Source organism: Bacillus sp. SD127, from assembly GCF_058566445.1.
The window spans coordinates 2,328,747-2,355,083 of sequence record NZ_CP191226.1 but is presented as its reverse complement, the minus strand read 5'-3'; the positions used below and the strand labels follow the sequence as shown (position 1 = coordinate 2,355,083).

General features: G+C 37.3%; 24 protein-coding genes and 5 pseudogenes. 12 read left to right on the top strand and 17 right to left on the bottom strand.

Translation table 11 applies throughout. The features are described 5' to 3' along the window. Positions 1-236: 236 nt before the first annotated feature. The 4 genes from ACQVGS_RS12505 to blyA form a co-directional block, all read right to left on the bottom strand. Entirely contained in the window at positions 237-1,397 is a 1,161-nt protein-coding gene (locus ACQVGS_RS12505) for a Rap family tetratricopeptide repeat protein (RefSeq protein ID WP_254518254.1), read from the bottom strand. 155 nt (positions 1,398-1,552) lie between these two features. Next, positions 1,553-1,804 (bottom strand): phage holin, encoded by a 252-nt coding sequence (locus tag ACQVGS_RS12500; protein ID WP_017696899.1) that lies wholly within the window; start codon positions 1,802-1,804, stop codon positions 1,553-1,555. 20 nt (positions 1,805-1,824) lie between these two features. Continuing rightward, positions 1,825-2,217 (bottom strand): hypothetical protein, encoded by a 393-nt coding sequence (locus ACQVGS_RS12495; protein ID WP_017696898.1) that lies wholly within the window; start codon positions 2,215-2,217, stop codon positions 1,825-1,827. Between the two features lie 115 nt (positions 2,218-2,332). Further along, entirely contained in the window at positions 2,333-3,436 is a 1,104-nt protein-coding gene (gene blyA, locus ACQVGS_RS12490) for an N-acetylmuramoyl-L-alanine amidase BlyA (RefSeq protein WP_254518255.1), read from the bottom strand. A 169-nt stretch (positions 3,437-3,605) separates the two neighbouring features. Between blyA and ACQVGS_RS12485 the strand changes: the two genes are divergently transcribed. From ACQVGS_RS12485 to ACQVGS_RS12465, 5 genes and pseudogenes are all read left to right on the top strand, one after another. Beyond that, the gene (locus tag ACQVGS_RS12485; RefSeq protein ID WP_024121532.1) at positions 3,606-3,926 is read left to right on the top strand and encodes a hypothetical protein; all 321 of its coding nucleotides are present in this window, start codon (positions 3,606-3,608) and stop codon (positions 3,924-3,926) included. An 823-nt stretch (positions 3,927-4,749) separates the two neighbouring features. Further along, positions 4,750-5,292 (top strand): GNAT family N-acetyltransferase, encoded by a 543-nt coding sequence (locus tag ACQVGS_RS12480; protein WP_127695140.1) that lies wholly within the window; start codon positions 4,750-4,752, stop codon positions 5,290-5,292. A 325-nt stretch (positions 5,293-5,617) separates the two neighbouring features. Beyond that, on the top strand, positions 5,618-5,974 hold the full coding sequence (locus tag ACQVGS_RS12475; protein WP_024121536.1) for a hypothetical protein: 357 nt from the start codon (positions 5,618-5,620) through the stop codon (positions 5,972-5,974). 458 nt (positions 5,975-6,432) lie between these two features. Further along, a complete protein-coding gene (locus ACQVGS_RS12470) occupies positions 6,433-7,722 on the top strand; it encodes a Na+/H+ antiporter NhaC family protein (RefSeq protein ID WP_151175054.1) in 1,290 nt (429 codons plus the stop codon). A gap of 298 nt (positions 7,723-8,020) precedes the next feature. Further along, positions 8,021-8,689 (top strand): annotated as a pseudogene (locus ACQVGS_RS12465) (DinB/UmuC family translesion DNA polymerase); the annotation flags it as partial. Between the two features lie 180 nt (positions 8,690-8,869). Here the strand turns inward: ACQVGS_RS12465 and bglS are convergent. After that, positions 8,870-9,601 carry a beta-glucanase gene (gene bglS, locus ACQVGS_RS12460; RefSeq protein ID WP_491830276.1) on the bottom strand — a complete coding sequence of 244 codons (732 nt, stop codon included), beginning with the start codon at positions 9,599-9,601 and terminating at the stop codon, positions 8,870-8,872. 114 nt (positions 9,602-9,715) lie between these two features. On the opposite strand from bglS, the pseudogene ACQVGS_RS12455 reads away from it, so the two are divergent. Beyond that, positions 9,716-9,918 (top strand): annotated as a pseudogene (locus ACQVGS_RS12455) (UV damage repair protein UvrX); the annotation flags it as partial. Positions 9,919-9,958: 40 nt separating this feature from the next. Here the strand turns inward: ACQVGS_RS12455 and ACQVGS_RS12450 are convergent. From ACQVGS_RS12450 to ACQVGS_RS12440, 3 genes are all read right to left on the bottom strand, one after another. Next, positions 9,959-10,138 (bottom strand): hypothetical protein, encoded by a 180-nt coding sequence (locus tag ACQVGS_RS12450; protein WP_024121541.1) that lies wholly within the window; start codon positions 10,136-10,138, stop codon positions 9,959-9,961. Further along, positions 10,128-11,264: a response regulator aspartate phosphatase gene (locus tag ACQVGS_RS12445; RefSeq protein ID WP_106020823.1), complete on the bottom strand. Its 1,137-nt coding sequence runs from the start codon at positions 11,262-11,264 to the stop codon at positions 10,128-10,130. The genes ACQVGS_RS12450 and ACQVGS_RS12445 overlap by 11 nt, the downstream gene beginning before the upstream one ends. A gap of 115 nt (positions 11,265-11,379) precedes the next feature. After that, positions 11,380-11,499, bottom strand: coding sequence for a phage holin (locus ACQVGS_RS12440; RefSeq protein WP_487446192.1), 120 nt, complete (start codon positions 11,497-11,499; stop codon positions 11,380-11,382). A gap of 448 nt (positions 11,500-11,947) precedes the next feature. On the opposite strand from ACQVGS_RS12440, the gene ACQVGS_RS12435 reads away from it, so the two are divergent. The 4 genes and pseudogenes from ACQVGS_RS12435 (at position 11,948) to ACQVGS_RS12420 (ending at position 15,243) form a co-directional block, all read left to right on the top strand. After that, entirely contained in the window at positions 11,948-12,589 is a 642-nt protein-coding gene (locus tag ACQVGS_RS12435; RefSeq protein ID WP_095713905.1) for a glycoside hydrolase family 11 protein, read from the top strand. Positions 12,590-12,877: 288 nt separating this feature from the next. Next, positions 12,878-13,241 (top strand): annotated as a pseudogene (locus ACQVGS_RS12430) (hypothetical protein); the annotation flags it as partial. A gap of 279 nt (positions 13,242-13,520) precedes the next feature. Further along, positions 13,521-14,423, top strand: coding sequence for a CPBP family intramembrane glutamic endopeptidase (locus ACQVGS_RS12425; RefSeq protein WP_268544032.1), 903 nt, complete (start codon positions 13,521-13,523; stop codon positions 14,421-14,423). A gap of 418 nt (positions 14,424-14,841) precedes the next feature. Then, a complete protein-coding gene (locus tag ACQVGS_RS12420; RefSeq protein WP_317615558.1) occupies positions 14,842-15,243 on the top strand; it encodes a UPF0715 family protein in 402 nt (133 codons plus the stop codon). A gap of 198 nt (positions 15,244-15,441) precedes the next feature. Here ACQVGS_RS12420 and alr read toward each other — a convergent pair whose 3' ends face one another. Then, a complete protein-coding gene (alr, locus tag ACQVGS_RS12415) occupies positions 15,442-16,623 on the bottom strand; it encodes an alanine racemase (protein WP_095713908.1) in 1,182 nt (393 codons plus the stop codon). Between the two features lie 191 nt (positions 16,624-16,814). Then, positions 16,815-16,912, bottom strand: a pseudogene (locus tag ACQVGS_RS12410) (tyrosine-type recombinase/integrase); the annotation flags it as partial. Between the two features lie 258 nt (positions 16,913-17,170). Between ACQVGS_RS12410 and ACQVGS_RS12405 the strand changes: the two are divergent. Next, a complete protein-coding gene (locus tag ACQVGS_RS12405; protein WP_491830275.1) occupies positions 17,171-18,082 on the top strand; it encodes a VanW family protein in 912 nt (303 codons plus the stop codon). 291 nt (positions 18,083-18,373) lie between these two features. On the opposite strand, the gene ACQVGS_RS12400 is transcribed toward ACQVGS_RS12405, so the two are convergent. The 5 genes from ACQVGS_RS12400 to ACQVGS_RS12380 all read right to left on the bottom strand — a co-directional run bounded on the left by ACQVGS_RS12400 (position 18,374) and on the right by ACQVGS_RS12380 (position 24,004). Continuing rightward, positions 18,374-19,171 carry a DUF817 domain-containing protein gene (locus ACQVGS_RS12400; protein WP_101861277.1) on the bottom strand — a complete coding sequence of 266 codons (798 nt, stop codon included), beginning with the start codon at positions 19,169-19,171 and terminating at the stop codon, positions 18,374-18,376. Positions 19,172-19,303: 132 nt separating this feature from the next. Then, positions 19,304-19,525, bottom strand: a complete 222-nt coding sequence (locus ACQVGS_RS12395; protein WP_003181209.1) for a helix-turn-helix domain-containing protein — start codon at positions 19,523-19,525, stop codon at positions 19,304-19,306. A gap of 10 nt (positions 19,526-19,535) precedes the next feature. Continuing rightward, entirely contained in the window at positions 19,536-20,018 is a 483-nt protein-coding gene (locus ACQVGS_RS12390; RefSeq protein ID WP_105991905.1) for a DUF2975 domain-containing protein, read from the bottom strand. A 323-nt stretch (positions 20,019-20,341) separates the two neighbouring features. Then, the gene (locus tag ACQVGS_RS12385; RefSeq protein WP_491830274.1) at positions 20,342-21,016 is read right to left on the bottom strand and encodes an SOS response-associated peptidase; all 675 of its coding nucleotides are present in this window, start codon (positions 21,014-21,016) and stop codon (positions 20,342-20,344) included. A gap of 567 nt (positions 21,017-21,583) precedes the next feature. Next, positions 21,584-24,004, bottom strand: a complete 2,421-nt coding sequence (locus ACQVGS_RS12380; protein WP_491830273.1) for a peptidase G2 autoproteolytic cleavage domain-containing protein — start codon at positions 24,002-24,004, stop codon at positions 21,584-21,586. Positions 24,005-24,537: 533 nt separating this feature from the next. On the opposite strand from ACQVGS_RS12380, the pseudogene ACQVGS_RS12375 reads away from it, so the two are divergent. Beyond that, positions 24,538-24,842, top strand: a pseudogene (locus tag ACQVGS_RS12375) (hypothetical protein). 125 nt (positions 24,843-24,967) lie between these two features. Here the strand turns inward: ACQVGS_RS12375 and ACQVGS_RS12370 are convergent. Next, positions 24,968-25,690 carry a YrpD family protein gene (locus ACQVGS_RS12370; protein ID WP_127695132.1) on the bottom strand — a complete coding sequence of 241 codons (723 nt, stop codon included), beginning with the start codon at positions 25,688-25,690 and terminating at the stop codon, positions 24,968-24,970. Between the two features lie 364 nt (positions 25,691-26,054). Then, positions 26,055-26,258 carry a spore coat protein CotC gene (locus ACQVGS_RS12365; protein WP_024121562.1) on the bottom strand — a complete coding sequence of 68 codons (204 nt, stop codon included), beginning with the start codon at positions 26,256-26,258 and terminating at the stop codon, positions 26,055-26,057. Positions 26,259-26,337: the final 79 nt, after the last annotated feature.

The window sequence follows — 26,337 nt, the reverse complement described above, 5'->3', positions numbered from 1 at the left end:
AAATTTTATTGGAAAGTAAAAGGTTCTTATAAAAACACAAAGTTAGTGAACACACTTACAAGACGGTTTTACTGAGCATGAAGAGTGAATTTTTTGATCTCACTCTTCATGCAATTACACTTAAGTTTCGGCTCTTTCAGCAACCTTGAACGTATCGTTTTGTTGTTGGAGATAGGAAGCACCCACTGTTCCGGCAACACCGAATAATAGAACTGCGCAGATAATTAGTTTTGTTTTCATATTGCTTCTCCCCTTTTAATTTGTCTTCTTGCTTCATTTGCCAAACGATAAAATTCAATTGCACCCCAAGCTTCTTTTTTTGCTGTAAGAAAATCAGCTACAACAACTCCATAGCTTTCCATATCAGGGTACATGCCTCTTTCTCTGAAGAACTGGAATGCTTCTCTTACTAAATTTAAATCTGAGTCCAAGAAAAGACCTTTAACCATTTTCAGCTTTTCAATAACTACTTCATTGTTATACTGTTCTGCTATTTGCTTTGATTGTTCATAAAACGCTTGAGCATTTTTAGTATCGTTTTGCCTTCCTTTTAAGAAGGAGATAACAAACAATGTTTTAGCTGCATAATCATGGTTTTCTGGTTCAATGATTTGGAGCGACTTATTAAAGTAAAAAAATGCTTTATCAAGTTCTTCCATTTGATTATAACATAATCCAATATTAAACAGTGCTGAACGTATCAAATGTCCACGATTCTTCTCATTTTTATTCAGCTCTTCTGCTTCTTGGTAAGCTTTATATGCTCGTTTTAACGCCTCATCAAACTTCATGCTATCCAGCAAATTGCCAAATATGACGAATTGACAACGTACTTTTTGTACACCGTATGTAGAGTTTCCATCAACATCAGGCTGCTTTTTAAAAATATTATAGGCTCTCATGGCATAATTCATTGAAAAATAAGTCTGTTTCATGTGGTAATACACTTCTGACAATTTAAAATAAAATTCAGCTTTTTCTACTTCAATGTCTTCGCTATCGATTGAGTCCAAATATTTCTCTGCTTGTCTATAGTGATTAAGAGAGAACGTCATTTCTTTTTGTCTAAAATAGAACATACCCATGAAAAAATAATAGTAATATTCGAGCATTCCTGTTAAGTTTTCATGACCTTCATATTCTTTTAACTCACCATAATTTTTCTCAATGTCTTTTATTGCGTTAGGATACATATACGCTAACATTAATTTATGTCTAAATTCGAGTAGAGAGTAGTATAGCAAGACATCTTGATTCTCTTCCATAATCTTTATTTCTTGCATAACTTCTTTTCGCATTTCCTCAGCTCTACCGACCCAATTTTTTTTAATTGCCACATACCAATGATTCATTTTTGTCGCCACTAAGTCATAGGGAATGGCTTTTTCAGTCTTCAAGTTTCAAACCCCTTTCTGTCCTTTTTATTATATAGTTGCACTGGAGGAAAGAAATGTAAAGTGATTTGTATGAAAATTACAAATAAAATGATTATAAGCGTGAAACTTGAAAAAACGAAAAAAATACCCTCCTCAATTAAGAGAAGGGTAGGGGTTTATCTCGGTGAATCATAATCCATTGCTTGTTCACTATCAGAAATACCTTGAGTTGTTGGATCAACGATGATACCCATTGCAGTTAAAAAAGTTAGAAGTGCATTAAATTTCTCTGTTAAATCGTCACCAAATACAGTTAAGTCGTATCCAAAAGCAGAGGCAATTGCCTGTACAAATAAAAGCGTGGCAGAGAAAATTGCCACAAGAAATGTTTTCTTTTTTAGTCTTACTTTCCAATTGATTTTAGTCATTTAATCGTCTCCTGTTCATTTTATTTGAGGCCAAAATGTATGAGTAACCATGCGCCGATAATTGTGGCAATTACACTTGGCAGCACCTTGAATACAAGGTCTTTTGTAAATTGTGAGGGATCAATTTTACGAGTAGAATCAGAGCGTTCCAATATTTCAACTCGATTGTCCAGTTTTTCATATGATTTGCTTAGATTTTTTAAACTGTTGCTCATTTCGTTTAGAGTGCTGAACTGTTCTCTTGATTGTGCTTGAGAGTCTTTATTAATTTCGACTTGTTGCTCAACAAGTGTTGCGATACGACCGATAACATTTGTTCTTTCTTCAAGAGAGTCAATCTTGTTATTAGTGTGTTTTGCTTTTTCTTCTAGTGCACTTAATCTTGAAATGGTGCTTTGCTCAAAGTTATCCATTTGTCACCAACCTTTAATGAATATAGAAAGGTGACATTACATCACCTCCTAAAATTAAGAGGATAGTCACTGATACATTAGATCAACAAATATCCTCCGAGATTATTGAATATAATTAAATTTTTGAACCGAATTGTCCTGAGATGTATCCACGTTTACCGTTATAAATAACTTCCCAGTAACCTTTTGAATTGTTTTTACCTTTAACTGAACCAGAAATTGAAATAGTGCTTCCAAGCTTAACTGTGCCAATATTTTTAGAACTATTTCGATCAGGTTTGTCCATTACGATTGCTGCGCTTGATACACCGACAATTTTGATTTTTCCCACGGATTTAATAGATGAGGAGCTTGAAGAAGTTGATGTTGTTTTAGGGGAAGGTGAAGAGGTTTTAACTGATCCTGTAACATCAACATATTTGTCAGAAGCAGTGATGTAGTATGTAGCGCCTTTAGAGTTCTTAACTTTGTATTGATACGCAGATCCAACTTTAACTTTCTCTACAACTGTAGGGAATCCAACACCTTTATTTACTGTGCCGACAACATCTTTATCTTCCCAAGATGGTTTTGAATAGAAGCGAAGGCCGTCAACTTTGGATTTTAGTGAACCACTTGCTGCTGATGAAGAGGAAGGGGAGGATGTAGTTGGTTTAGTTGGCGAAGCTTTTGAAACAGATTTGCCTGACATTTTTGCCTTTATTCGATTTTTAAAGTCTACAAATTTTTGGCTGTTAGATACCCATGGTGCAGGGCAATTCTTATGGGTGATGTCATAATGACGAACAATATCATTAATAGGATCTAAACCAAACTTATTACATAATTCAACGAACACATCCTCAGTTCTTTCAACTGTATCTGAATGGAATGAACCGTCTTTCTCAAGGCACATCTCAACCCCAATAGATAAGAAGTTCGCATTTGGTTTCAGTGCAGCAACTCCTCGATAAGGATTTCCGGCACTATCTCTTTGCTGAATATCATTTGCATGATAAGCTACTTCATTTAACGGAATAATACAAATTGCTTCTGTCCTATCTACGAAAATGTGAGCTGATGCATAAACTTGCGCATTGCTGAAATATCTTCGGTGATTATCTGCACCGGCTCCCGGATTGGCTGTGTAATGAACAACTAACTTCTTAACACCATTTAACTTTAAACCAGGGCGAGTATATTTGTTTACTGGAATATAATTGTTTGTATAAGCTGACAAAAAACATCTCTCCTATAAATTAAAATTTGAACACAAAAAAGAGAGAAGGGGATTGACCCAATCTCTCATTTAGAAAACTTTCTATATTCGATTTAAATACATAAAACACATTGCTGTTTAAATTAATTCCGTAGTATAATTTTACCATCACGTCACGGAGGTAAGGGGAATGGACTTTGTAAGAGTAGAGGTTGAGCGAAGACGGATGACTCCAAAACGATGGATTCCTCGTTTGTTTATGTTTACTGTTGGTTTAGTGCTTTTTTTAATAAGTATTATCTTAATTATTTCTATAATCGGTATCCTGCCGGGATTGGGTCTGGGTTCACTCAGCGTCTTTCTTATCTTTGGAGCCTTTTTTGGAGGAGAGCGTCTAGAGTGTCCGCGATGTGAATTTAAAAACAATTTTGTAATGTACGGAAAACACAATGTTACTTGTCGTAAATGCAAGCAGAATATAGCGATAGATTGGAAGAAGCCTCGTTCTTAGCGGATGAGGTTTTATTTTATCTAGAACATAACCACCTCCTTAATATCGAAATACTAGTTGCATATTCGTTTCAGACTTAGATTAGTTACTTCTTGTTGACTAATATCTTCATTACTGTTTTGCGGGGTACTCTTTCTTAGTTCCAGTAAAGATTCAGTGAGAGTTTGTAGCTGTTAACAAAAAAGATAGAAGGTGGAACCTCCTATCTTTTTATCCTCCCTATTCTTACGAACTCGCCAATTAAAGAGCCAACAATGAAAATAGCCAGTGGAATCACAGTAAACTTGTTCCCCAGTACCCCCATGTAAACGAAATAGCAAGCACATAAAACAAGGAAAAAAGGATATATCTTTTTATTATCCTATTAATAACTGTTGTTTTTTCTTGTTGCATATTTTCACCTCGTTTTTATGGCCGACAACTTGCCGGAATTGGTCTGCTTCCAAAGAATTTAGCGCTGTCTGCTGTTCTTAAGACTTTCTTTCTTGACGAGTCTTCATAGAATTTTGTTCTATTGGCATAAGGTTATGCATTACATTTAAAGGCATAACGATACTGGAATACCGTATAATATGCAGTTGTTTGTGTACCTGCTAAAAATGATACAATACTTAGTATGACATTGTAAGGTGCTTTTTTGAGACTGCGGCGATTGCTGCGGTAGCAACACCAACTGAAACTCCCTTCAAATTGTATTTATAATTGTATTTACCCATGTATTTTCCACCTGGGGGAATCTTCATAGTTGATGTATTTGAGGGTGATAAAATTCCATCTTCTTGCTTGATCAGATTATCGATAAATTTGAATTAGGAGATTACAAATGCAAAAAATTGAAACCCACCGATTAATTTTAAGAAATTTTTGCGAGGCAGATTCTCAAGGCTTGTTGGAATATTCGGCTAATCCAAGAGTAAACTGCTTTCTTGATGACAGAATTTCTACGTTAGAAGAAGCTGTCTTAAGAGTGCAAAAAAGAAGCAAAGATGACTCTTATATTGCAGTCTGCTTAAAAGATAGTGATGATATAATAGGAGAACTATTTTATTTTAAAGAAGAGCCAGATACCTATTGTATTTGTTGGAATTTCAATGCTCAATTCGAAGGGATGGGATACGCAAGTGAAAGTGCGAAGGCTTTCTTAAAGTATCTCTTTATGCAAAAAGGAGCAAGAAGGCTTTATGCATATGTTGAAGATGATAACTATAGGTCTCAAAAATTATGTGAAAGATTAGGTATGCGTAAAGAAGGTTATTTTCTTGAATTTATTTCATTTACTAAATACGAGGATGGAACACCTAAATATGAAAACACTTTTCAATATGCATTGCTAAAAAAAGAATGGTTAAAACAACAGCCCAGTTAATAGAATTTAGGGGGAATAGTCTCTCTCTTTTCACCCTAAAGTTTATGAAGAAATATACTTAAATAAAACGGGGAGCTATAAGGAGACTTATACGAATTAAACACAATGTTAAAGTATTGTTGCTTTTCCGAGTAAGCATCCTCAATCTAAATAAAATAATGGTTATAAAACAAAAGTTTGCAAATTAGGGAGAGAACATGCTTAATGCAGGTTCTTTTTTTATTCAATTATTAAATCATTTGAATAATTGTCGATATTTAACATGTGTAAAGATGGAAAGGGTGCTCTAAGATTATAAAAAGCTCTGAAAGGATTGTGGTTATCGATGGTAAATGTAAACTCAAGTGATCTTATTTATGATCCAAAATTCTTAGCATTTTGCAGCTTGGCTACTGAAGGGTATGGAGGGAATAATCCAACTCCTTCATCCATTAGTTTTAGTGAATTCTGTGAAAAACTAGAGAAAAATGAGGTAGTTGAACCCGAGAATAAAAAAAGCTCACTTGACATAAATAAGTCTTTAGATTATTGGAAATCTAGATTAAATGGTGGAGGTAGTCTTTCTGCAATGGATTTGAAGGTATTAGATATTATTAAAAAAGCTTACAACTTAGGCATGGTTAACAAAGATAACATGTTACTACGTAACGAAGCAATTAGTGCTTACAAGAACTCAATTTGAATATGAAAATAGCGCCCTTTTAAATTATTGAATTTATTTTCTTGTATATGCTCCTCATGTTCTCTGATGCTGCTATGTCTTGTTTGAATAACAATTGCTATGACCGCAGATTAAGTTGGTGCATAAAGAGGCAGGGTATGAACCCTTTCCTTTTTATATTAGTATTATTGATAATAGCTAAAACAGTTTTTATGGCCAGTATCGTTGCGTGTTGCCATCTTCCCCCTCAAACACTCCTCATCAAACAGTTGTATTTGTATATGGAACTTTCTAAATAATCTGTTGATGAAAGTGTTGTTTCCTCTTCTTGAAAAATCCTTCTTTCTTTTCTGTTTTTAATTTAATAATTACTATACTATTTTTCCGCTTGACTTTTTTACTGTAGCCTTTTAAAGTATGGAATGTTGTTTAGACTATGTTTAACGACTTTGATACTGAAATTAAAGGTGGCTACTTAGATGAAACAAAATGGAAATCCTTGGGCGCTATTGCCACTAGTCTTATTTGTAGGCCTTTTTGTCGGCTCTGGTGTATTGACTGGAGATTTCTATAAATTGCCGATATTGATTGCGGCAATTATAGCATCAGCTTTCGCGCTTTCATTTAACCAGAAGCAATCTCTCAATCAGAAAATAGAATGGTTTGCTTCCGGGGCGGGACATCCTGATATTATTATGATGGTTATCATTTTTATATTAGCGGGTGCTTTTGCTTCTGCAGCTGAGATGATGGGAGCGGTACACTCAACCGTCAACCTTGCTTTGAGCATTATTCCGAAGCAGTTTATACTGCCAGGGCTATTTATCATTGCTTGTTTTATTTCTGTTTCGATGGGAACATCGATGGGGACGATTGCCGCAGTTGCTCCAATTAGCGCCGGTTTGAGCGGAGAACTTGGCTTGTCTACTGCAATCGCTATTGCAGCTGTTGTCGGCGGAGCTATGTTTGGAGATAATCTTTCTTTTATTTCGGACACCACCATCGCGGCAGTACGGTCACAAAAAACACAAATGATGGATAAATTTAAAACGAATTTTTTGATCGTTTTGCCTGCTGCTATCATAACTATCATTTTATTATTTTTTATACCGACAGGACACGTAGGACATACCGGAGCTCAATCTTACAGCTGGTTTAAAGTACTTCCTTATGTTGCCGTGTTAGTCTTTGCGTTAATTGGTTTTAATGTGGTGGCTGTCATTTTTGGAGGATTGATCTTAACAGGAATTATAGGGTTTGCAAGCGGCAGCTTGACGCTTGAGTCTTATTTTAAAGCAATTACGGATGGAATTGCCGGAATGTCTGATCTTATCATCCTTTCAATGTTAATTGGCGGAATGGTCGGCGTCATGAAACAAAACGGAGGGATTGACTTTTTGGTGGGATTTATTTCCAAAAGAATCACTTCGAAAAAAGGTGCTGAAGCCGGTATTGCCGGATTGGTCAGTGTTACTAACCTAGCTACTGCCAATAATACGATTGCTATTATTGCAGCCGGACCGATAGCCAAAAATATCTCTGATGAATTTAAAATCGATAATAGAAAGTCAGCAAGTATCTTAGATATCTTTTCCTGCGTGATACAAGGCTTAATTCCTTATGGCGCGCAGATGTTATCGGCCGGGAAGTTTGGGAATATTTCACCTGTCAGCATCTTGCATTACTCTTTCTATCCTGTTTTAATCGGGATCTGCGGCATCATAGCAATTATATTCGGACTGCCAAAATTCACAAGAAATGAGAAATAAATATAAAAAAAGGTACCAAACGGTACCTTTTTCTTTTTTACCAAAATTCGTAAAAACATATAGAAATGATGAAAAAGGAAGATAGAGAGTGTAATGAAAACAAGCTTTCACAAGGGTTTTAAAGCTCTTGTTATTTTTTATGTCTTCTAATTTTTAGAGGTTTATTTATTTGGAGACGTGTAGATTGTTTTAAGGAAGGATCATTCGAGGATATGGAATAGCATTACCAGCATTTACATCGAACCTTTGTTCTATTGATATTGGATCAATAAAGGAGCGAGACAAATTGCTTCATTTGTTGTCTAAAATGTGGGGGATAGGAGGGAGGATAGAAAGAAACCTGAACCGAATGAGATATTGACTGTAGACCAGTTAGCCAAGTTTCCCTTAGAGCTGCTTGAAAAAAGTTTGGAATAAAGGGTAACAAGTTGTGCTACCATGATCACGGAAATTGATTTATCAGAAATTGGTGCTCCTTTGATGCAGAGGCAAATTAGTTTTGGTAAGAGTCAGATTTTTCTGAGGGAGTATACAAAGAGGGAAGAGATTAAAGCTGTTCTCTTGGAGATTTGCAAGAAGGGCACGTACACATAACAAAGTTGGTCGAACAATAAGCTTGGGAATTGGTTACAGTAAAGATGAGCTTGGTGGTAGATTTCATCGAGCCAAAACAATTGATCTTCCCACAAATATCACGATGGACTACAGATGCTGCTTGATGCTCTTTCATAAGTTTTACTCAGGTAAGACAGTGAGAAGTATCTCGGTTACGTTATCAAATATTGAAGATGAAGTTAATCAACAGTTGAGTTTATTTGAAGTGGATAATGAAAAGAGAAGAAAGCTTGGATTCGTTATGGATGGGATTAGAAGCAAATATGGCTCGAAAGCGATTCTGAGAGCAGTTTCTTATACACCTGCAGGAACTGCGCTTCACAGAGCTAGGCTTACTGGTGGGCATAAGTCATCACAAAAAGTGACTAAAAATATAATCGTTTTTTGTTATCATTTAGTTAAGAAACTAACTCATATAAATTTAAACTTCTATTTGCTCTTCAGTTTCACTATAGGGAACGCCAACAATTTTCTCATTACAATCATAAGAGCCTGGCTATATTGAGGCTGCAGGCTCTTATCACATATGGTATTATTTTTTTGTATAACGCACCCAGTCGTAATGAGCGTATAGCGGTGTTACACCATTGTAGGAACCGAGCCATTCATCTACACCCGTACCATTCCACAAGTTCATCATGATCTTTCCTGGTGTTGTCGGAATTTGGCTTTTCGCAGTATGTTTTAATTGCCCATCGACATACCATTTAATAGAGTTTGGCTGCCAATCGAACGCATACGTATGATTGGCATTGGCTGCATCAAATCCGAGGTCCACAATCTTCTCATGGTTTCCTACACCATTTGTATAATAGTTAAATTGAACCTTTGTTGTGTCTTTTCCTAAAAATTCGATATCAATCTCATCCCAAGGAGTTCCATCCGTTGGACCTGTGTAGGTGAAGAACGATGAAACGATCCCTGTGTTTTTAGCTGGTTTCATTCTGACTTCATAAAGTCCATAGCCATATGTTTGAACAGAGCGGTTTTCCCCGCAGTCAAACTTGTTATAAGATGGACTTGTTAGCGCCAAACGCATTTCACCTAATGACGTCACTGATACGTTATTTGCACGCCAAGTGCAGTTGAACATATTTCCATTCGAATAACCATTTGCTTTTTGCCATAATCCGGAGTTATAGCTGTTAAAAGGGTCAAAAAACGATCCGCCGGTTTGAGCCGAGGCAGTAGAAGTGACTGCAGACAAACTCATAAACAATCCAGTGATAAAAAGCAACAACACTCGTTTCATACGATTAGACATGTTGGTATCCCCTTTCTTTGAAAGCGTTTTCTATATCGATCATACATGATTCTTTTAAAAGGGAACATCAGTCAAAATAATGATAATAACAATCTTCTTACTAGAATCATGTAAGTAAGAAGTATCTCAGTTATTCTGTCTAATATTGAAGATAACTCTAATCAGCAAATAAGCCTATTTGAAAGAAGAAAGCTCGGGTTTGTAATGGATGGGAAAGAAATAAATACGAATCGAAAGCGATCCTGAGAGCAGTTTCTTATACACCTGCAGGAACTGCGCTTCAGAAAGCAGGTCTAACTGGTGGACATAAATCGTAAAAATAACCCCTTCAAAATTTGAAGGGGGAATGATACATATTTAAGAAGTATGACCTCTACTAGCAACTTCAAATGAATGTCCATCAGTGAAATAACCAATACTTGCTGTATGCCCTCTACGTGCTTCTTGGACATCTTTTTGAGTGTTAGTTAAATAAATGCTGACAAATCCAATTAAAACAATGGCTAAAATAAAGACAGATGCATGCTTAAGTTTCATAAAGACAATCCCCTCTCTGAATTTGTTTACGGGCATAAAGCACTTTCTCATAAAAAACATTAGCTACTTTATGGTCTTCTTTTTCATTATAATACTTCGCTGCATCTGAGGCTAAATCCTCCACGTCTGAAAGCATTGATTTCGATTCTAAATAATTTAGAATCGAATTTAATTTTTCTTTGTCGTCATCAACATGTAAGGCATTAATGAATTCAAACATTTTAGCCATAATTTCATCATTTAAATTCTTGGACAAAGACAGACCATGTGCACACCAAGAAATTGCTTCTGATTGATTCCTCATTTTAAATGTGGTTTTTGATAACATTAACAAGATATCTAATAAACGATTTGAATGCTCGTACCCGTTGTTTTGGTATACTAGTATACCTTCTTTAAAGTACTCAGCTGCCTTTTCATAAACTTCCTCAGCAAATGAACATAAGCCAAGGTTATATAGGGACGAACCGATTAAACGTGGCATGTCGATTTCTCTTGCTTTGTCTAGAGCTTCTTTAAAATGAGGAATCGCTTTTTCAGGATATTCCATATCTAAATAGTTAAGTCCAATAACAAACGAACATTGAATAACCCTTACAGTATAAGTTTCATGTGCTTTATAACTTTCTATTGCTTGAACAATATGATGCATCGACATATGTGTCTGCTTCATATGATAATAAATCTCTGCAACTTTGTAGTGGAATTCTGCTCGCTCTATCTCATCTGCGACAAGTGATAGCTTTTTCTCGGCTTGCTTATAGAAGCTTATGGCATTAAGATATTCGTACTGTTCAAATTCATACATACCCCGGAAAAAGTTAAAATAATATTCAAGAATTCCCTTCAAATCAGTTTGGTTACTTTCGATCTTTTCTAATAAGTCTGAAATTTTAGGGCGTTCTTCATTCATTGTGTTGGGTTCAAGGTAATCCAGCATCAATTGGTGACGAAAACACATGAGAGAATAGTACAACAATAAATCTTGATCTTCTTTCATATGCCTTATTTCTTCCTCGACCTCAGCTTTCAATATTTCCGAATCTGGGACACTAAACAATCTTATGTATTTATACCACTCATTTATTTTCACTCCGACTTTAGAAGAAGAGATCATTTGCTCCAAGACAAGCCCTCCTATATTAAATATGTAATATTTTATCATATTTAAATGAATAAGGAAGATTAATGTTATCTTAAAAACGAAAAAATACCCTCCTCAATTAAGAGAACGTAGGGGTTTATTGTGCAGATTCGTCATCCATTGCTTGTTCACTGTCAGAAATGCCTTGAGTTGTGGGGTCAACCACAATTCCTATTGCAATTAAAAAAGTTAGAAGTGCATTAAATTTCTCTGTCAAATTGTCAACAAATACAATCAAGTCATATATCGTACACGAATAACATGCTTATCGTAAAAATTAAAAAAGAGTTTAAAAAGGCGATAAACATAAGGATATTTGCTAATTGGATTGGTGAATAGGGATTAAACGAACGTAAAACGTAAGACTTTAAACGAAATGGTTCGAATGGAGGTTAATTACAGATATTACTCCATCAGGTTTAGAAACAAGAATTGTGATTCTGCGAAAAAAGGATCAGGCTATGGCGGAACAAGACCACTTATAATATAATTTTTTAGGTATTTGTAATTAAATTACAAATATTCTTAATATTTGCTTGTGAATTCGTGATATTATATTGAAGGGGACGATCAAAAGCTTTGGGGCGTAGTAATTAAGGATGTTTTAAATAGATACGAGTGCTACCTCATGTCAAAGTCAGAAAAAATATTATAGGAGGTAACATATGTTTAAGTTTACAAAGAAATTCTTAGTTGGGTTAACGGCAGCTTTGATGAGTATTAGCTTGTTTTCGGCAAACGCCTCTGCAGCTAACACAGACTACTGGCAAAATTGGACTGATGGGGGCGGAACAGTAAACGCTGTCAATGGGTCTGGCGGGAATTACAGTGTGAATTGGTCTAATACCGGGAATTTCGTTGTTGGTAAAGGTTGGACTACAGGTTCGCCATTTAGGACGATAAACTATAATGCCGGAGTTTGGGCGCCGAATGGCAATGCATATTTGACTTTATATGGTTGGACGCGATCACCCCTCATAGAATATTATGTAGTGGATTCATGGGGTACTTATAGACCTACTGGAACGTATAAAGGTACGGTTTACAGTGATGGGGGTACATATGACGTGTACACAACTACACGTTATGATGCACCTTCCATTGATGGCGATAAAACTACTTTTACGCAGTACTGGAGTGTTCGCCAGTCGAAGAGACCAACTGGAAGCAACGCTACAATCACTTTCAGCAATCACGTTAACGCATGGAAGAGATATGGGATGAATCTGGGTAGTAATTGGTCTTACCAAGTATTAGCGACAGAGGGATATCAAAGTAGTGGAAGTTCTAACGTAACAGTGTGGTAACAGATTATCTTTAATCAGGGGTAGCTAACGGGCTGCTGATCGTTCCTTGAGAAATTTTATAATCGTTGTTATTGTGAGTTTACTAAGAAGCGACGGCCTTTTAGTTGGAATCCCAATATATGGATCGAGTATGGTGAATGATTATTAAAATCGTTAGGAATGGTTAAAGGTCGTTTTCTACTAGGTGAACGGCCTTGGCATTGCTGGAGGTAGGGTATTCTCCAGCAGGTTTTATAACTTTCCCTATAAGTGTAATAGAATAGTATTAATTTTTTGTTTAATAGCGATATTTTTTGTAGTCTGCGCTTGCTCACAAGAGACACCTTCATTAAATTAAATTTATCAGATAAAGATTTATACATATCGTTGATTAATTTCGAATTGCTTAGAGACAAAAATGAACAATATGCCAATGTTCTTTAGGAGCTGTAAAAAGATGATCCTTATTTGTTTATTAAGGCTTTAAAAGAAGGATATGCCGTTAATCAACCAATTGAATTTGATGAGGCCATTGTACGTTTCGTTAATGGAGAAGAACTGGCTATTGTCCATAAAACAACCGGCAAGAGGTTCAATGATTGTGAAAATGAAGAATTTTCCTGATGGATTTACTTTACAGACAATGGATATGTGGTTGTGGAGTGAAATTGTTGAATGCACACAGCTCTTAGTTTTTGATCAGTTAGAAGCTTATTTTAAGAAAGAGTCAGCAACTTCAGAAGATATAGTTTGAAAATCCGGATAACTCTGAAATGTCGTTATATGTTCATATATTAAGAAAGTAAGCGTACCGGCAACTGAAGCTAGGACGCTTTTTTTGTGATGGCACCTCAATAAAACAACAATTTTAATCAGAAGGGAAGTGGGATATACAGGAATTTGAAACAATAACAGTTATAGAACGTATGAATGTTGTGAAAGGAGTATCCATATGCAATTTCATCATACCCAAAGCGGAAAACAAAACAATCATCCAAAATGGTTGGTAACTATCTTGCTAAGTTGGGGAACATTCGTATTTGCTTTGTTTTTTGCTACTTTAATCGGTTCAATAGCCCGCCAAGCAGGAGCTTCTAAACTCTTACAGCAAGGTATCCAATCAGGCTTAGTAACATTAATTACTGTTCCATTACTCTACTTTCTTCTCAAACGGACGTCTAGTAGGCCATTCTGCTCTATCGGACTGTCTGGGTGGAGGCAAGCCATTCCGAAAGTCATTATGGGTGCAATGTACGTCATTGTTCTTTCCGGATCTGGATTCACAATCGCCCATTTATTGGGCTGGGTCAAAATTTCTCAATTTCATTTCTCTATCCATTTAGTTACAGCATTGCTCTTAAATATGATTATCGCTTTCTTTTATGAAGCTTTTCCAGAGGAATTAACTTTTCGTGGGTCGGTGTACTCTGCTCTAAACAGGCGATTTAACTGTTTCATGACCTTGCTCCTGCAGCCGATTCTGTTTGTGCTTGCACCAATAGCTGTAAGTGGTTTGCAGTATATAGCTGGAATTAAGTCACCTGCTATCACATTAGATTACATCGTTTTATTGTTGTCTTTTGGATTCATCCTTCAACTCCTGCATATTGTAACAGGAAGCTTATGGACGTCAATCGCTTTTCATCTAGCCTTTCTCGAACATTCTCGGTTCTTCGTCCTGCAGGGGGAGGAACGCTTTATTACCTATGAAGAAATTGTTCCGGGAACAGGTGCGTTGTTTGTGGTCTTTTTTATGTTGCTTATTGTCGGTACTCTGCTATTAATACCTGTTGCAATAACTCGCCGAAATGCTATTCAATGGTTTAAGAATAAGAAAGATACCCAAGATGTTTGATATCTGAATAAAACAGCAGTTTTAATGAGACATAAATCTCTTGGTACAAAGGGAATAGTGCGGAGGGATTGCCATGAAAATCTTAAACTTTAAATTTGATAATTCTTTCTTTTGAAGTACATGCAGCGTTTACTGCTAATGTGGCTTTTCCAACTGATTAAGATATTCAGATGGATATGCTCATGATGCGTAAAGCGATACTCAAGACAGCTGGCTACACAAATTTCTTCATCCAGGATACATACTTTATAGATAGAGATCACAATTCAGTTTATTGTTCTTGTCACTTTGAAGAAACAAAGTAAATCTATTTGTAAAGTTTGGACGTGACGGAGCTTTAGTCTAGTCTAGATTTAATTCAGGAAGTAGGTATGTCAATTTTAACAATAATTGAGATCATCATAGTGATGCTTACATTATGAAAGGGGATTTAAACATGCAAGTTTTAAGGATCCTATTTGTTCATGTCTTGTCTGCGTTATCAGCTGCTGTTGTTTATGTTTTTGGCATTGATTATGATGGCTACATTCCATACTTCTTAATAAGTGTTATTCTGTTTATCTTTTATGTAATCTTTGCTGCACCTGTTCAATATTTCGTAAATCGCAATCCAAAGAGGTTTAACCCGAAATATTTACTCATATACATATTCTTTTCCTTCTTAGTATGGTTATTCTTCGCTGTAATTACTGATCCAAAGAACACCTTAGACTTTCTAATGGAATACGAAGTTTACTTATTTAGTATATCATTTGCTGTAATCTTTTGGATCTGGGACTCTGTTTTTCTGCAAAACGAGAAAAAGGCAGCGACTAAGTAGCTTAAGTATTCACAATACTTCTTCTTAATTAATCGAGAAATAATACCTAAAATTCCTATTTGGTATTGTGATCCTCTTTCTAAAATTGCAGACGATAGGGGGATAAGTGTGTAAAACTGAATCCCTCTTATTATAGGATCTTAAATCAGCATAAAAGAGGGATTGACCTCACATTTGCAAAAAAATGAAAGAAAAAATCTACACGTACATTACTGGAGTTGATATCTTAAAAATCTCGCCATCTCTTATATAAAAACGGGGGATGCGGCGGCTTAATGTAGACACCACTTCATAGTTAATCGTATTAAGCATTTCAGCAACTTCATCAACGGGAATCTCAGCTCCCTTTTGGTGACCGTAAATCACAACTTCCTCTCCTTGTTTGCCTTCACTCTCTCCTAAACTAACCATGATCATATCCATTGTCACTCTTCCCGCCACCGGCACTCGTTTTCCGCGATGAAGAACAAACCCGCGATTGGAAAGCGCGCGAGAATAACCGTCAGCATATCCGATCGGGAGTGTAGCAATGACTTCACCGGGATTTGCGATGTATGTAGCACCATAACTAATGGTCCGGGGTTCTGTCAGCATGGTTTTCACATAAGCGATACGCGCCTTTAAACTTAATGCAGGTTCAAGCTTAACGAGATGTAGTTGTTTTATATATGCTGAAGGATATAATCCATATAAGCCTATACCTAAACGAATCATATCAGCGCTAAATTCCGGAAAAGCGATAGCCGCAGCCGTGTTGCTCATATGCACGGTGGGCAGCTCAATGTCTTGGTTTTTTAAAAAACGGAGAAAACGGAGAAATTGATCGTGCTGCAGTCTGGTTAGAGTGGTGTCTTCTTCATCGGCTGTTGAAAAATGTGTAAAGATACCTTCCCATCTTAGGAGTTTACTTGCTGTTAATGCCTTCACTACTGCTAAAAGTTCTTCTTTTGTACGTACACCTAATCGGCCCATACCAGTATCCACATTAATATGAATACCCAATCGGTTAGTGCTCGCTTCACTTTCCAATATATCGTTAGCTTTTTTAATCCAATCAACCTGAAATGCTGATAACTCTATATTCCAAGCTGCTGATTTTTTCACACAACTAAGGGATGTAAAACCAAGCACAAGGATAGGCGCTGTAATTCCCGCTTTTCGTAAAACGATTCCTTCCTCCACGCTGGCAACAGCGAGCTCACTAGCCCCGTGTTCCAGTGCATGGCGCGCCACTTCTACAGACCCATGACCATAACCGTTCGCTTTTACGACAGCCATAATTTTGGTCTTTTTTGGTATATGATGGCGTATTGCTCGCAAATTTTTTTTAATGGCATCAAGATTTACTTCGATCCAAACTTCTCGGCAGAGCTTTGTCATCGACGCTTCCTTCCTTCTTATAGAATAGTGTAAAGCGCATTTAGCCGTTAATAAATCCTGTAACATTGATGGTTGGATGCTTTCAATCTGATTTTATTCAACCTTAACTGAAATCATTCAACAGCAAACTCTTGATCTAACGAGAAGATGCTAACCGATGGCCGAAGTCGACAGTACTTTCATTTTTTTGCATATTTGCTGATTAGTTCAATTTTGATTTTCTTCACTTAGGTGAGGATTGATACGGTGACCGAGGATCAGATAGTACATCTAAACAAAAATAGCCTGCCTATGGCTGTAACTTCATTTACTGATTTAATTCAACGATTGCTTGACAACATTGGTATTGGTTAAGGCATGATTTCATAACACTAGGCGTTGTGGATGCTGAAGTAGACATTGATTACTCACTTAAGTCAAAGCTCTATTAGCGAGGGCTCACGTTGTGCTCAAACAAAGACCAGACGCTTAAGAACGATATGATAAGACGAGATACATCAAAGGATAAAGTCCTGTTCATACTAATTGTCGGGAGGTATGCCGACTTATGATACATATTTGGATCACTGGCCTTTTATTATTGGCTCAGCCCAGCGAGCCATCTGACAGTTTAGCGATCACACAACAAGGACGGACGATTGCTACTGTTCACCGCGAAGATTTTACGATGCCTCTTCCCGGTACCCCAATGATTGATCATGAAAAATACCGTAAGTTTATCAAACGGCTTGATCAACAAATTTACCGGGAGCCCATAAACGCCAAGCTTAACGATCAAGGAATCATCATCCCGGGGAAAATGGGTTACAGACTTTATCAACAGGCGTTTAAGGAGAAATTTTATGCCTATTTCTTTGGTCATGGCCCATCCAAAATAGAAGTGCCGGAATTGAACATTTATCCGAAAGTTGACAGCGAGTTGCTTGCTCACATCAGTACGCAGCAATTAGGCCAGTATGTAACTTATTTTAATTCAAGCAATAAAAGCCGTTCACACAATATTTCTCTTTCTGCAAAAGCAATTGACAATCATGTTGTTTTTCCAAATGAGACGTTTTCATTTAACCAAGTTGTTGGGATAAGAACTCAGGACAAAGGATACATGCGTGCACCTATTATCGTGAAAGGTGAGTTGTCTGAAGGTGTAGGCGGGGGAATTTGTCAGGTGTCATCAACATTATTTAATGCTGTCGATCGTGCAGGGCTGCAAATCGTTCAGCGCTATTCTCATACAAGAAGCGTACCATATGTGCCGTCCGGACGCGATGCAACCGTAAGCTGGGGAGGCCCTGATTTTCGCTTTCATAATCAATATAACCAACCGGTCCTAATCCGAGCCAAACGATATGAGGGAAGTATGATTGTTACGCTTTATTCCTCTGATGTCATCAATATCAAACTGCGAAAAGTTCCAAAAGCGCCATCACAGCTACCAAAAGAAATAAATGCCGAGCGATAAATCATAAGCTATTCATTCACCTTATGCAACCTGACGACTTCTTTTATGGGAGGGTGAGTTAGAGAGACATAAGGTTAAGTCCAAATGCTGAGTTCTCTAAACGAAAGCTGATTTTGATTAAATCTTTACTTCCTGGTCGAAATCTTACTGAAATAGCCATCTATTTTTCCGGCAGCTATTTATAAAGAAAAAAGCAACAATTCAAACGTTGCTTTTTCCACTTTATCTTATTCAGAATGTTGTACGCTAATTCCTTACTATGTGGGATTCGACTTTTATTAAAGAAGATTCTTAACGATATAAAAATGGACTAGTATCTATCCTGGTGGAATTTTTCCCCTTAACTTGTTTTAACGTCGCTACTATAAGAAAGCTGACAATCACTAACAAGAGCCATGAACTCACTTTTCCTAGATGAACGAGACTCCATGTATCGGTTTGGTTTGGGTATTCCCAAGCCCCAAAAAACGTTGCGATATTTTCGGCTATCCATATAAAGAATCCGATGAGCATAAATGAAAGGGCGAGCGGCATACGGTAACGAGTCCCATTCACCTCGTATGTAACCCATGATTGCCAAAAGACGATCAAGACAAGTCCAGATAACCAAAAGCGGACGTCAATCCAAAAATGGTGGATGAAAAAATTCAAATAAATCGCAGCGGCGAGAGGTACAACGGCCCAAAACGGCGGCCACTTAACCAGTTCAACCTTAAGCCTCCTCCATGCCTGGCAAAGATAACTGGCTACACTTGCGTACATGAAGCCGCTATACAAAGGCACTCCAAAAATTTTGGAATACCCCTCCTCCGGATAAGACCAAGAGCCCATATGTACCTTGAAAAGTTCAAGAGCAAGTCCAATAAGGTGGAACATTGTGATCACCTTTAGTTCATCACGTGTTTCAAGCCCTGAATACACCATCCACCATTGCATGAGCAGGCAGATGATGAGCAGCCAGTCATACCGTGGCAGAAGGGGAAGCGGTATGATTTGTGTAATTGCCAAAGAGGCAAAAATAACGACAGGAAACAGACATGATAGGGCCTGCTCCCAGCCAAAACAAACGAGCTGTTTAAATGCTTTCATGAATTTTGCCTCCAAAGGTTTTTTTGATTAAATGGAAGGCCTATTTAGTATAGTACTAAATAGACATAGGGTTATGTGCATAGAATCACCGCCGAGCAACTATCTTTTCCTTTCATGATTATCCCTGCTTTATTAATCCTGGGTGTCTTCATCACTTCGGTATTCCAAAATATCTCCGGGTTGACATTCTAAAGCCTTACAAATCGCTTCTAAAGTTGATAATCGAATGGCCTTTGCCTTTCCATTTTTCAATATAGAAAGATTAGCCATCGTGATTCCAACCTTCTCCGACAGTTCCGTTACGCTCATTTTCCTTTTAGCCAGCATCACATCAATATTGATTATAATTGCCATTGTTTTCACCTCAGACTGTTAAATCATTTTCTGATTTTATATCTATAGCTTCTTGCAAAAGCCTTTGGAGAACAGCAGCAAAGACTGCGATAACCATTGAGGCAAAAATAAGGACCAATCCGATTAGTATAATACCTGGAGCATCGTCCATCTCCGCGATGAGATAGAAGAGTGGCATGCCTGCCACAAGTAAAAGACTGATTGTGATTGCACAGTATTTTATTTTCTTTAAAGCTCTTACTGATAATTCCGAGAAAGCTTTATTCCGGTCAATATAGCTTAAAAGTGTAAAGGCTTGATACAGAGCGAAATAAAAAGGTATCGCCGCTGCATACAAATCGATATAAACAAGATATTTCAGATAAGAAATATCTGGATACAATTCCGCTGCAAAGTTCGCTATCTGCGGCACCAAAAATATGCACAGAGCAAGAACTGGAATTCCAATAAGAATAACAGCTATCTTTAAAAAGAGTGTTGATCCTCGTTTCATAAAAAGCACCTCACCTAATATTATCGATTTGAATTTAACATATTATTTATCGTTTTACAATAAAAAAATATTGAAATGGATTATTTATTTGTTGTTTTAAAACTATCCTTTTCACTTTGGACAAGAAAAAAGCATTCCTCATTACAGAGAAATGCTCTATATCTTTAATCGATTCAATTTAAAAATTAGACAGCTGACTGAATCATTGACTAACTATGGTTTAAAAATAACGCATGGCACATAAGGGGTTGTTTTTGAATCATGTACACGTTCGTTTATTTTGCTTAGGCGAAGGTGATATATAAAGCAATCTGGCAGGGTACTTAATGGGCTTCAATAAGCTCAGGTGAATTGTTTTTAGGTGAGTTAACTAATGATGAAACCTGGTATGCTTCCATGTCATCAGCATCATATGGCAAAAGCAAGCTTTTGAGAAAATCGGGATCTGTATTTTTAGGGTTCAGCCATTCTTTTTCATGATCGTGACTCAATATAACCGGCATTCGATCATGGATATTTTCCATAAGCGCATTAGGTTTTGTCGTAATGATTGTGCAAGTGTAGAGCGGGTAACCTTCAAGCGTATTCCACTTTTCGTATAAGCCGGCAAAAGCGAACAGATTGGATGATTTCAGCTTGATTCTCATAGGAATCTTAGTTTTTGGATCAAGGCGTTTCCATTCATAAAAACTGTCGGCCGGAATGATGCAGCGTTTGCTGACAAGCGGTTTTCGAAAGCTGGGTTTCTCGGCCAATGTTTCAGCACGAGCATTGATCATTTTATAACCGACCTTTTCATCTTTAGCCCAAGGAGGAATGAGACCCCATCTTAATTTTCCAAGACGGTTGCTTGATCCATCATTAATAATGGTGAGGATGTTTTGTGATGGCGCGACATTATAGCTGGGGTGATATTCATCTTCAGGCAAGAAGTGACCTATGTTGAATTGCTCAATGATGTCGTCAAATTCTGAGAATAAAGTGAATCTGCCACACATGTTCATCATCCTTTTGGTTTTTTGAATATTGTACAGGGTTGGTATATGAAAATCAAAAAGGGGAGTATGATGCAGCAAGTGAAGAACGAATTATTTGAATAAAAAACATAGGGAAAATCAAAGATGCGGAAACATTCAACGTTATGCGTAGCAAGAAAGCTTTAAGGCTAAAGATATAAAAGTCGTTCCAAGATTTAAGAGTTATAAAATGATATGTATAAAAAAGGCGAGTACCTTGTATTGGATAGTATTAGCACCTTAATTGGAATGCACGGAGTTTTTAAATATTGATGTAAAAATGCAATGTTGGTTAATGTTAACCTTCCCGGAAATGTGAAGAAGGGAATAGGGATCAAAACAAGGATGTTTATAAAATTATTGTGATTTAGGTTTGTTACGTATTTTTGATTTTTAATGAAGTGGTCATGAAGCCCAAGTTTCAAGAAAATGAGCCTGAATCTTGGGCTATTATAGCTTGAGATATCTTGATATTAAACCAACAGGAAATGAAAAAAACTGATATCATTTAATCTTTCATCAGTATAATGAACTTGTTCCAGACTCTCACTATTTAATGACGGTGAGTGCGATGCCATACCCTCTTTCCGGAGTGTGAATGGTAGTGATTTTCATTACTTTCCAGGTTCCTTCAGATGCTTTTGTTCCTATCCCATTATGCGCAGTAAGATAGTCTCCTTGGCCCACAGTTTCGTCAATACGTACATAATGCTGTCCCGCCAGTCCAACCACATGCCATTCGTCCCTTACAGCCCGTGAATGATAAGCGGTCTCCAGCGCTGCATCATAGTCTGGATTTTGTTTTGGCACACGTATCAATTCACCGGTTTCCTTGTCGATCAGATCCTCATAAATGAATCCGCCAAACTCATTAGTCAAATAGCGGTCCTGCCAGACGAAGCTGGATGCTCCTGAAATGAAAGCTGCTGTTTCCGAAATAACTCCAAGCATATAATCACCCACGTGGGCGGGCGCTATTTTTTCACCTCTTAAAGTTACGATTGTACCTGTCTGGATTAACTGCCCAGTTGAACTCTCAAAATACTCTCCATATCCATTTAAGGAAGAACTGATCGCTCCTGCAAATGTCCCGTTTCCTCCAACTGAGTCAAGAAGCCATTTCATTGATTGATGGCCTCCTGCCACGGTGTATGGTTCTTCCAGTATAATACTTTCAGAAGACAAAATTGTTCTTGAAACATTGTTTCCTTTAATATGGGCATTGTTTGAAGAAGCGATTAATGCCCGGGAGCCTTCTGTGCTAGAGCCTCCCGAAGCGCCGATGACCGCATTTCTTTCTCCCTTCGCCGTAATGTCTCCGGTACCAGCGATAACTGCGCTCGTTTGGTTAAAGGCGAAGCCAGAGGTTGTTGCAAGCTGTGCGCCGCCTTTTAAATTAATGGGTACATGCTGGTATGTTTGACCTTTGATGGTGACCGCCGCACTATAACCTTCTGCCTGTACACCGAGAATGACGGTTTGATTATTAGGCGACTGAATTCCGACCGTTCCGTTATCAGCAATCATTGTACCGTTTAGTATATTCACATTATAGAGACCGCCACCAATTGAAATTCCTTTTGGAGCAGATTGATAAATATCAAAGTTTGAAATTTTAATATAATCAGTTTTATTTGACCCGCCTGATAAATGAATATCAACACCGGCTTTTTTAAATCCGCGAATTTTAATACCGTTAAGGGTGATATTCTGACTGCGGTATTGCAAAGCTACGACAGGATTTTCCTTATAGTCATAGTCGGGATCACCAATTGCTGTGAATCCGCTTACATTAACGTTTTTATATGCTGAAACAACTAGCGCTCTTGGCGTGACAGCTTCATAAAGAGAGTTGAAAACCGGTTCAATTGCTGAACAATCAATGAGTGTGACATCATAAGCCGTTGTGCTTTCAGGATCGGTGGCTTGATGATGACCAATATGACGAAGATCAAATGCCCGGACATCACGATAAGAAACATGGCCGATGATATGGACATTTTGAGAGGCTGGCCACATTGCATGCGCTTTAACCTCTACTCCACGAATGTTTCCGCTTGTAAAGTTATTCAAAAGCCACACATGCTTAGACCCATCGTCGATTTCTATTCCGTTGGAGTTGGATACACCCTCTGCAAACTCCGTTCCTCGCGGATTACCGGAATGGCAATTTGAAATAAAGATGTATTCACTATAATGGGTAGTAATGCCGTCGTCTCCTGAACCATATGCCACACAGTTATCAATCCAAATATATTTTGAGCCGTCTTTGGTCCAGTCGGTATCAGGTAAATGATCGTACGTTGGGGATGTAATATCAATACCGTGAAGACCTGCGTTAATGGCTTCCACGTCTCTAATCCATCCATATTCAACTTTAGCAAAAGTTAAACAGCTGGAGAATTGACCACCAGGATTTTTCACACCGCATTGTCTATTTGGATTCCAGTCTAATGACATTCCTTGAACAAAAATATTGCGGTTCCCATTTTGGTAATCATCATTTGTGATTACCCATTCATGAGCGGGAGTGTCTTCATGAAGTTTAATTACGGTAATTCCTTTACCTTGCCCTACAATAGTTGTCCAGGACGGAAGTTTAATCCCTTGAACCAGATATTCTCCGGCAGGAACATTTACTTTGACGCGACCATTACCGATTGCTTTTCGAAAAGCTTCTGTATTGTCTCGTCCATCGGGAACAGCTCCGAAGTCTTCCACATTTACTTCCCGGGTGATTTTACTTAAAAGCTTATGGTATTCTCTGTCAAGACGTTCTTTTAAAAGAGAGGCGATCTCTCCTTCTGCCGTCACCCTTGCGTCAGTAACTTCGACGTTTTGATCTGTAACGGAATGCTTAATAAGGTTTTGCATTCTCTCCTTGACATGTTCAATTTCAGATGTATATTCCGGGTGTGACTCAGATTTGGCGTTTAGAGAAGGATCGGGGTAGTTTTTAAAATGAACCATTCTAAAGACACCTCTTTCTTTTAATATAAGCGCAGTTTTCAGTATTGCAGTTTCTGTAGCGCCTTTTGCGCTTATCTTTCCAATTCTGTATTTGTTGCTAGAATTCCTTTTAAATCCATATTAGTTTTCAAAGATAAGTAAGTCTTGAACAAGAAATCGATGGAAAATAGGGAAATTAGTTAATGTCCATAAAAGCAGTGGCTCAGATTCCAGCGCTGATTTAAAAAATGGGACTATAACAAAAGCAAAAATACTAAAATTAATGTAAGGAAAGATGTCATTAGCCCTTTTAATTTAAGAAAAGATTCACTCCAACTCCGTAGCAGACTTGAATACACTTTACCTATTCGGTTTCGTTAGAGAGCCAAGGTATTAAAAGAGTCTGATTAGCTTCTGCGGTGTATTCAATGGTAGTAGTTATTAAGGGGCAAGAGAAATTGAAAAACATTTAAGTAGGGGAAATTCAAGCATTGACGCACGTTAAGAAGTGTTAATATGTACCGGATTAAATATATGAAAAAGGTGAGAGAAGAATGAAAAGACTTGCCTTGTTATCAAGTTTTACTGCTATTGTCATCTCAATCATCGGACAGCTGAATGGAATGTTAGACGATTCTTATGCAGTGGGTAACGCATGGTTCGAAGGTGTATTAGCAGGATTGATTAACCTTCTTATTTTTATTGACAGTCAAGAGATGACAAAAGTTTTATCATAAGTTCAAGTACAATTTTAGGTATTCTAGGAGTAGGTTTTTTATATTTCCCAGCTGCATTAATCAACATTTTAATAGCTTTTAAGCTAAACAAGAAAAAAGAGAGGGAATTTTTCAATTCGTAAAGAGAGAAAATGTGGTAAATGATGACATCTTAGTATTGGAATCATCATTTTATTCAGTGGATTGAATTTTTAGGTTATACAATAAAAAAGGACGCCGGCATTGCCGGCGCCCTTTACAGCATTCCTTATTTATTAACAGAAATCGTGACATTATTTCCAGAAGGGAGGACTTTTGCAAAATCCTGTGTATCTACGACAGGGGTCACTGCTTTATTGTCGATTGTGATATTGTTAAAAGTTGTTGAAAAAGTTGCTTTAATGGCAGAGCGTTGGCTTTCAGCTGAAACCGCAGCGGTGGCAAGCGTTTTCCATTTCGACAGAGTGCCGATGTTTGTTCCTTGAATTTCCATGATAATACGTCCGGTATAGCCGTCATTGTTCGTTCCCCAGAGGGTCATGCGAGTATTCCCGTTCAAGTTTTTGTAGATCGTCATTTGCACTGTGCTTCCGGGACGAAAGCCTTTATTATAAGTGAATTTCTCTTTTCCTTCGATATACGTTTCATCATTTTTAGAACCGACTTTCATGAGCGGTTTCCAGACGTTGTATTGTTTGCTGTACTGAAGGCCGATATCTGCCTCAGTTCCGTTTTTTGCGCTAAAGCCTGAATAAATATAAGGGGTAGAGACAGAGTCTTGGATGTTCACAGTGTCGGGAAGCTTAATTTTAGCCGTGAATACAGCGCCTGTACTGTTTAGGTAGGCGCGTCCGCCGATTCCCTTAGGCAGCTGAGAAGCCGCTTTTGCCACTTGAGTGTCTGCTCCTGGAAGACCTGGAACTCCTGAAGAAATAGTTCCGAAAAGAATAGCTGTTCCTACTGCACCTGCAATTAATACTTTTTTCAACAAAATTCCCCCTTTTAAAAGTGGTTTCTTCAATTATTATACCTTATTTTGGAACTTCTTTTATTAAGATAAATCGACAAAATCGTTAAAATCTCTTGTTTATGAATGGGTTATGTTTATATATTGACACCATAGATCTAAAAATAAACTAATTAAACTATGTACCAAATGTTCAATTTTTATTAAAAAATCGGCATTAAGGAGCAAATAATAATTGTAAGACATTCACCAAAGGTAAAAAAGCTTTATCCTTTTTTAACAAATTAGACCTATGATTCGTTTAGACATTGAAGTTACATAGTTTTTTCTGCAAAAAAACCCCCGGCCATTGACCGGGGAAGCAAAATTGAGGAGATTAAATGGAGTATTAGCAGTGTTTCTTACGCTTTTTATACTCTACAACGTAGTCATAGTCTTTTTTGTCGTGATCATAATGTTTTTTGTCATAATCACAGTAGTAATCTTTTTTGTCATGGTGATCATAATGTTTTTTGTCATAGTCGTAATACTTCTTGTAATACGTTTTCTTAACCGTATAATACTCTTCTTTATATTTTTTGTAATAACCCATAAATACCCCTCCTTTTATGATCATACGCTTTATTATATGGAAGTTAGAGTTTGCGGATTGGACAGTTTAAATTGCAAAA

Bases quoted from the DNA above. Each gene is read 5' to 3' on its own strand.
- ACQVGS_RS12420 (WP_317615558.1), top strand. From the start codon at position 14,842: ATGAAAGGGGATTTAAACATGCAAGTTTTAAGGATCCTATTTGTTCAT.
- bglS (WP_491830276.1), bottom strand. From the start codon at position 9,601: ATGTCTAATCGTATGAAACGAGTGTTGTTGCTTTTTATCACTGGATTG.
- ACQVGS_RS12470 (WP_151175054.1), top strand. From the start codon at position 6,433: ATGAAACAAAATGGAAATCCTTGGGCGCTATTGCCACTAGTCTTATTT.
- ACQVGS_RS12495 (WP_017696898.1), bottom strand. From the start codon at position 2,217: ATGGATAACTTTGAGCAAAGCACCATTTCAAGATTAAGTGCACTAGAA.
- ACQVGS_RS12385 (WP_491830274.1), bottom strand. From the start codon at position 21,016: ATGTGTGGCAGATTCACTTTATTCTCAGAATTTGACGACATCATTGAG.
- ACQVGS_RS12380 (WP_491830273.1), bottom strand. From the start codon at position 24,004: ATGGTTCATTTTAAAAACTACCCCGATCCTTCTCTAAACGCCAAATCT.
- ACQVGS_RS12400 (WP_101861277.1), bottom strand. From the start codon at position 19,171: ATGAAAGCATTTAAACAGCTCGTTTGTTTTGGCTGGGAGCAGGCCCTA.
- ACQVGS_RS12390 (WP_105991905.1), bottom strand. From the start codon at position 20,018: ATGAAACGAGGATCAACACTCTTTTTAAAGATAGCTGTTATTCTTATT.
- ACQVGS_RS12395 (WP_003181209.1), bottom strand. From the start codon at position 19,525: ATGGCAATTATAATCAATATTGATGTGATGCTGGCTAAAAGGAAAATG.
- alr (WP_095713908.1), bottom strand. From the start codon at position 16,623: ATGACAAAGCTCTGCCGAGAAGTTTGGATCGAAGTAAATCTTGATGCC.
- ACQVGS_RS12435 (WP_095713905.1), top strand. From the start codon at position 11,948: ATGTTTAAGTTTACAAAGAAATTCTTAGTTGGGTTAACGGCAGCTTTG.
- ACQVGS_RS12405 (WP_491830275.1), top strand. From the start codon at position 17,171: ATGATACATATTTGGATCACTGGCCTTTTATTATTGGCTCAGCCCAGC.
- ACQVGS_RS12485 (WP_024121532.1), top strand. From the start codon at position 3,606: ATGGACTTTGTAAGAGTAGAGGTTGAGCGAAGACGGATGACTCCAAAA.
- ACQVGS_RS12365 (WP_024121562.1), bottom strand. From the start codon at position 26,258: ATGGGTTATTACAAAAAATATAAAGAAGAGTATTATACGGTTAAGAAA.
- ACQVGS_RS12450 (WP_024121541.1), bottom strand. From the start codon at position 10,138: ATGAAACTTAAGCATGCATCTGTCTTTATTTTAGCCATTGTTTTAATT.
- ACQVGS_RS12480 (WP_127695140.1), top strand. From the start codon at position 4,750: ATGCAAAAAATTGAAACCCACCGATTAATTTTAAGAAATTTTTGCGAG.
- ACQVGS_RS12500 (WP_017696899.1), bottom strand. From the start codon at position 1,804: ATGACTAAAATCAATTGGAAAGTAAGACTAAAAAAGAAAACATTTCTT.
- ACQVGS_RS12425 (WP_268544032.1), top strand. From the start codon at position 13,521: ATGCAATTTCATCATACCCAAAGCGGAAAACAAAACAATCATCCAAAA.
- ACQVGS_RS12475 (WP_024121536.1), top strand. From the start codon at position 5,618: ATGGTAAATGTAAACTCAAGTGATCTTATTTATGATCCAAAATTCTTA.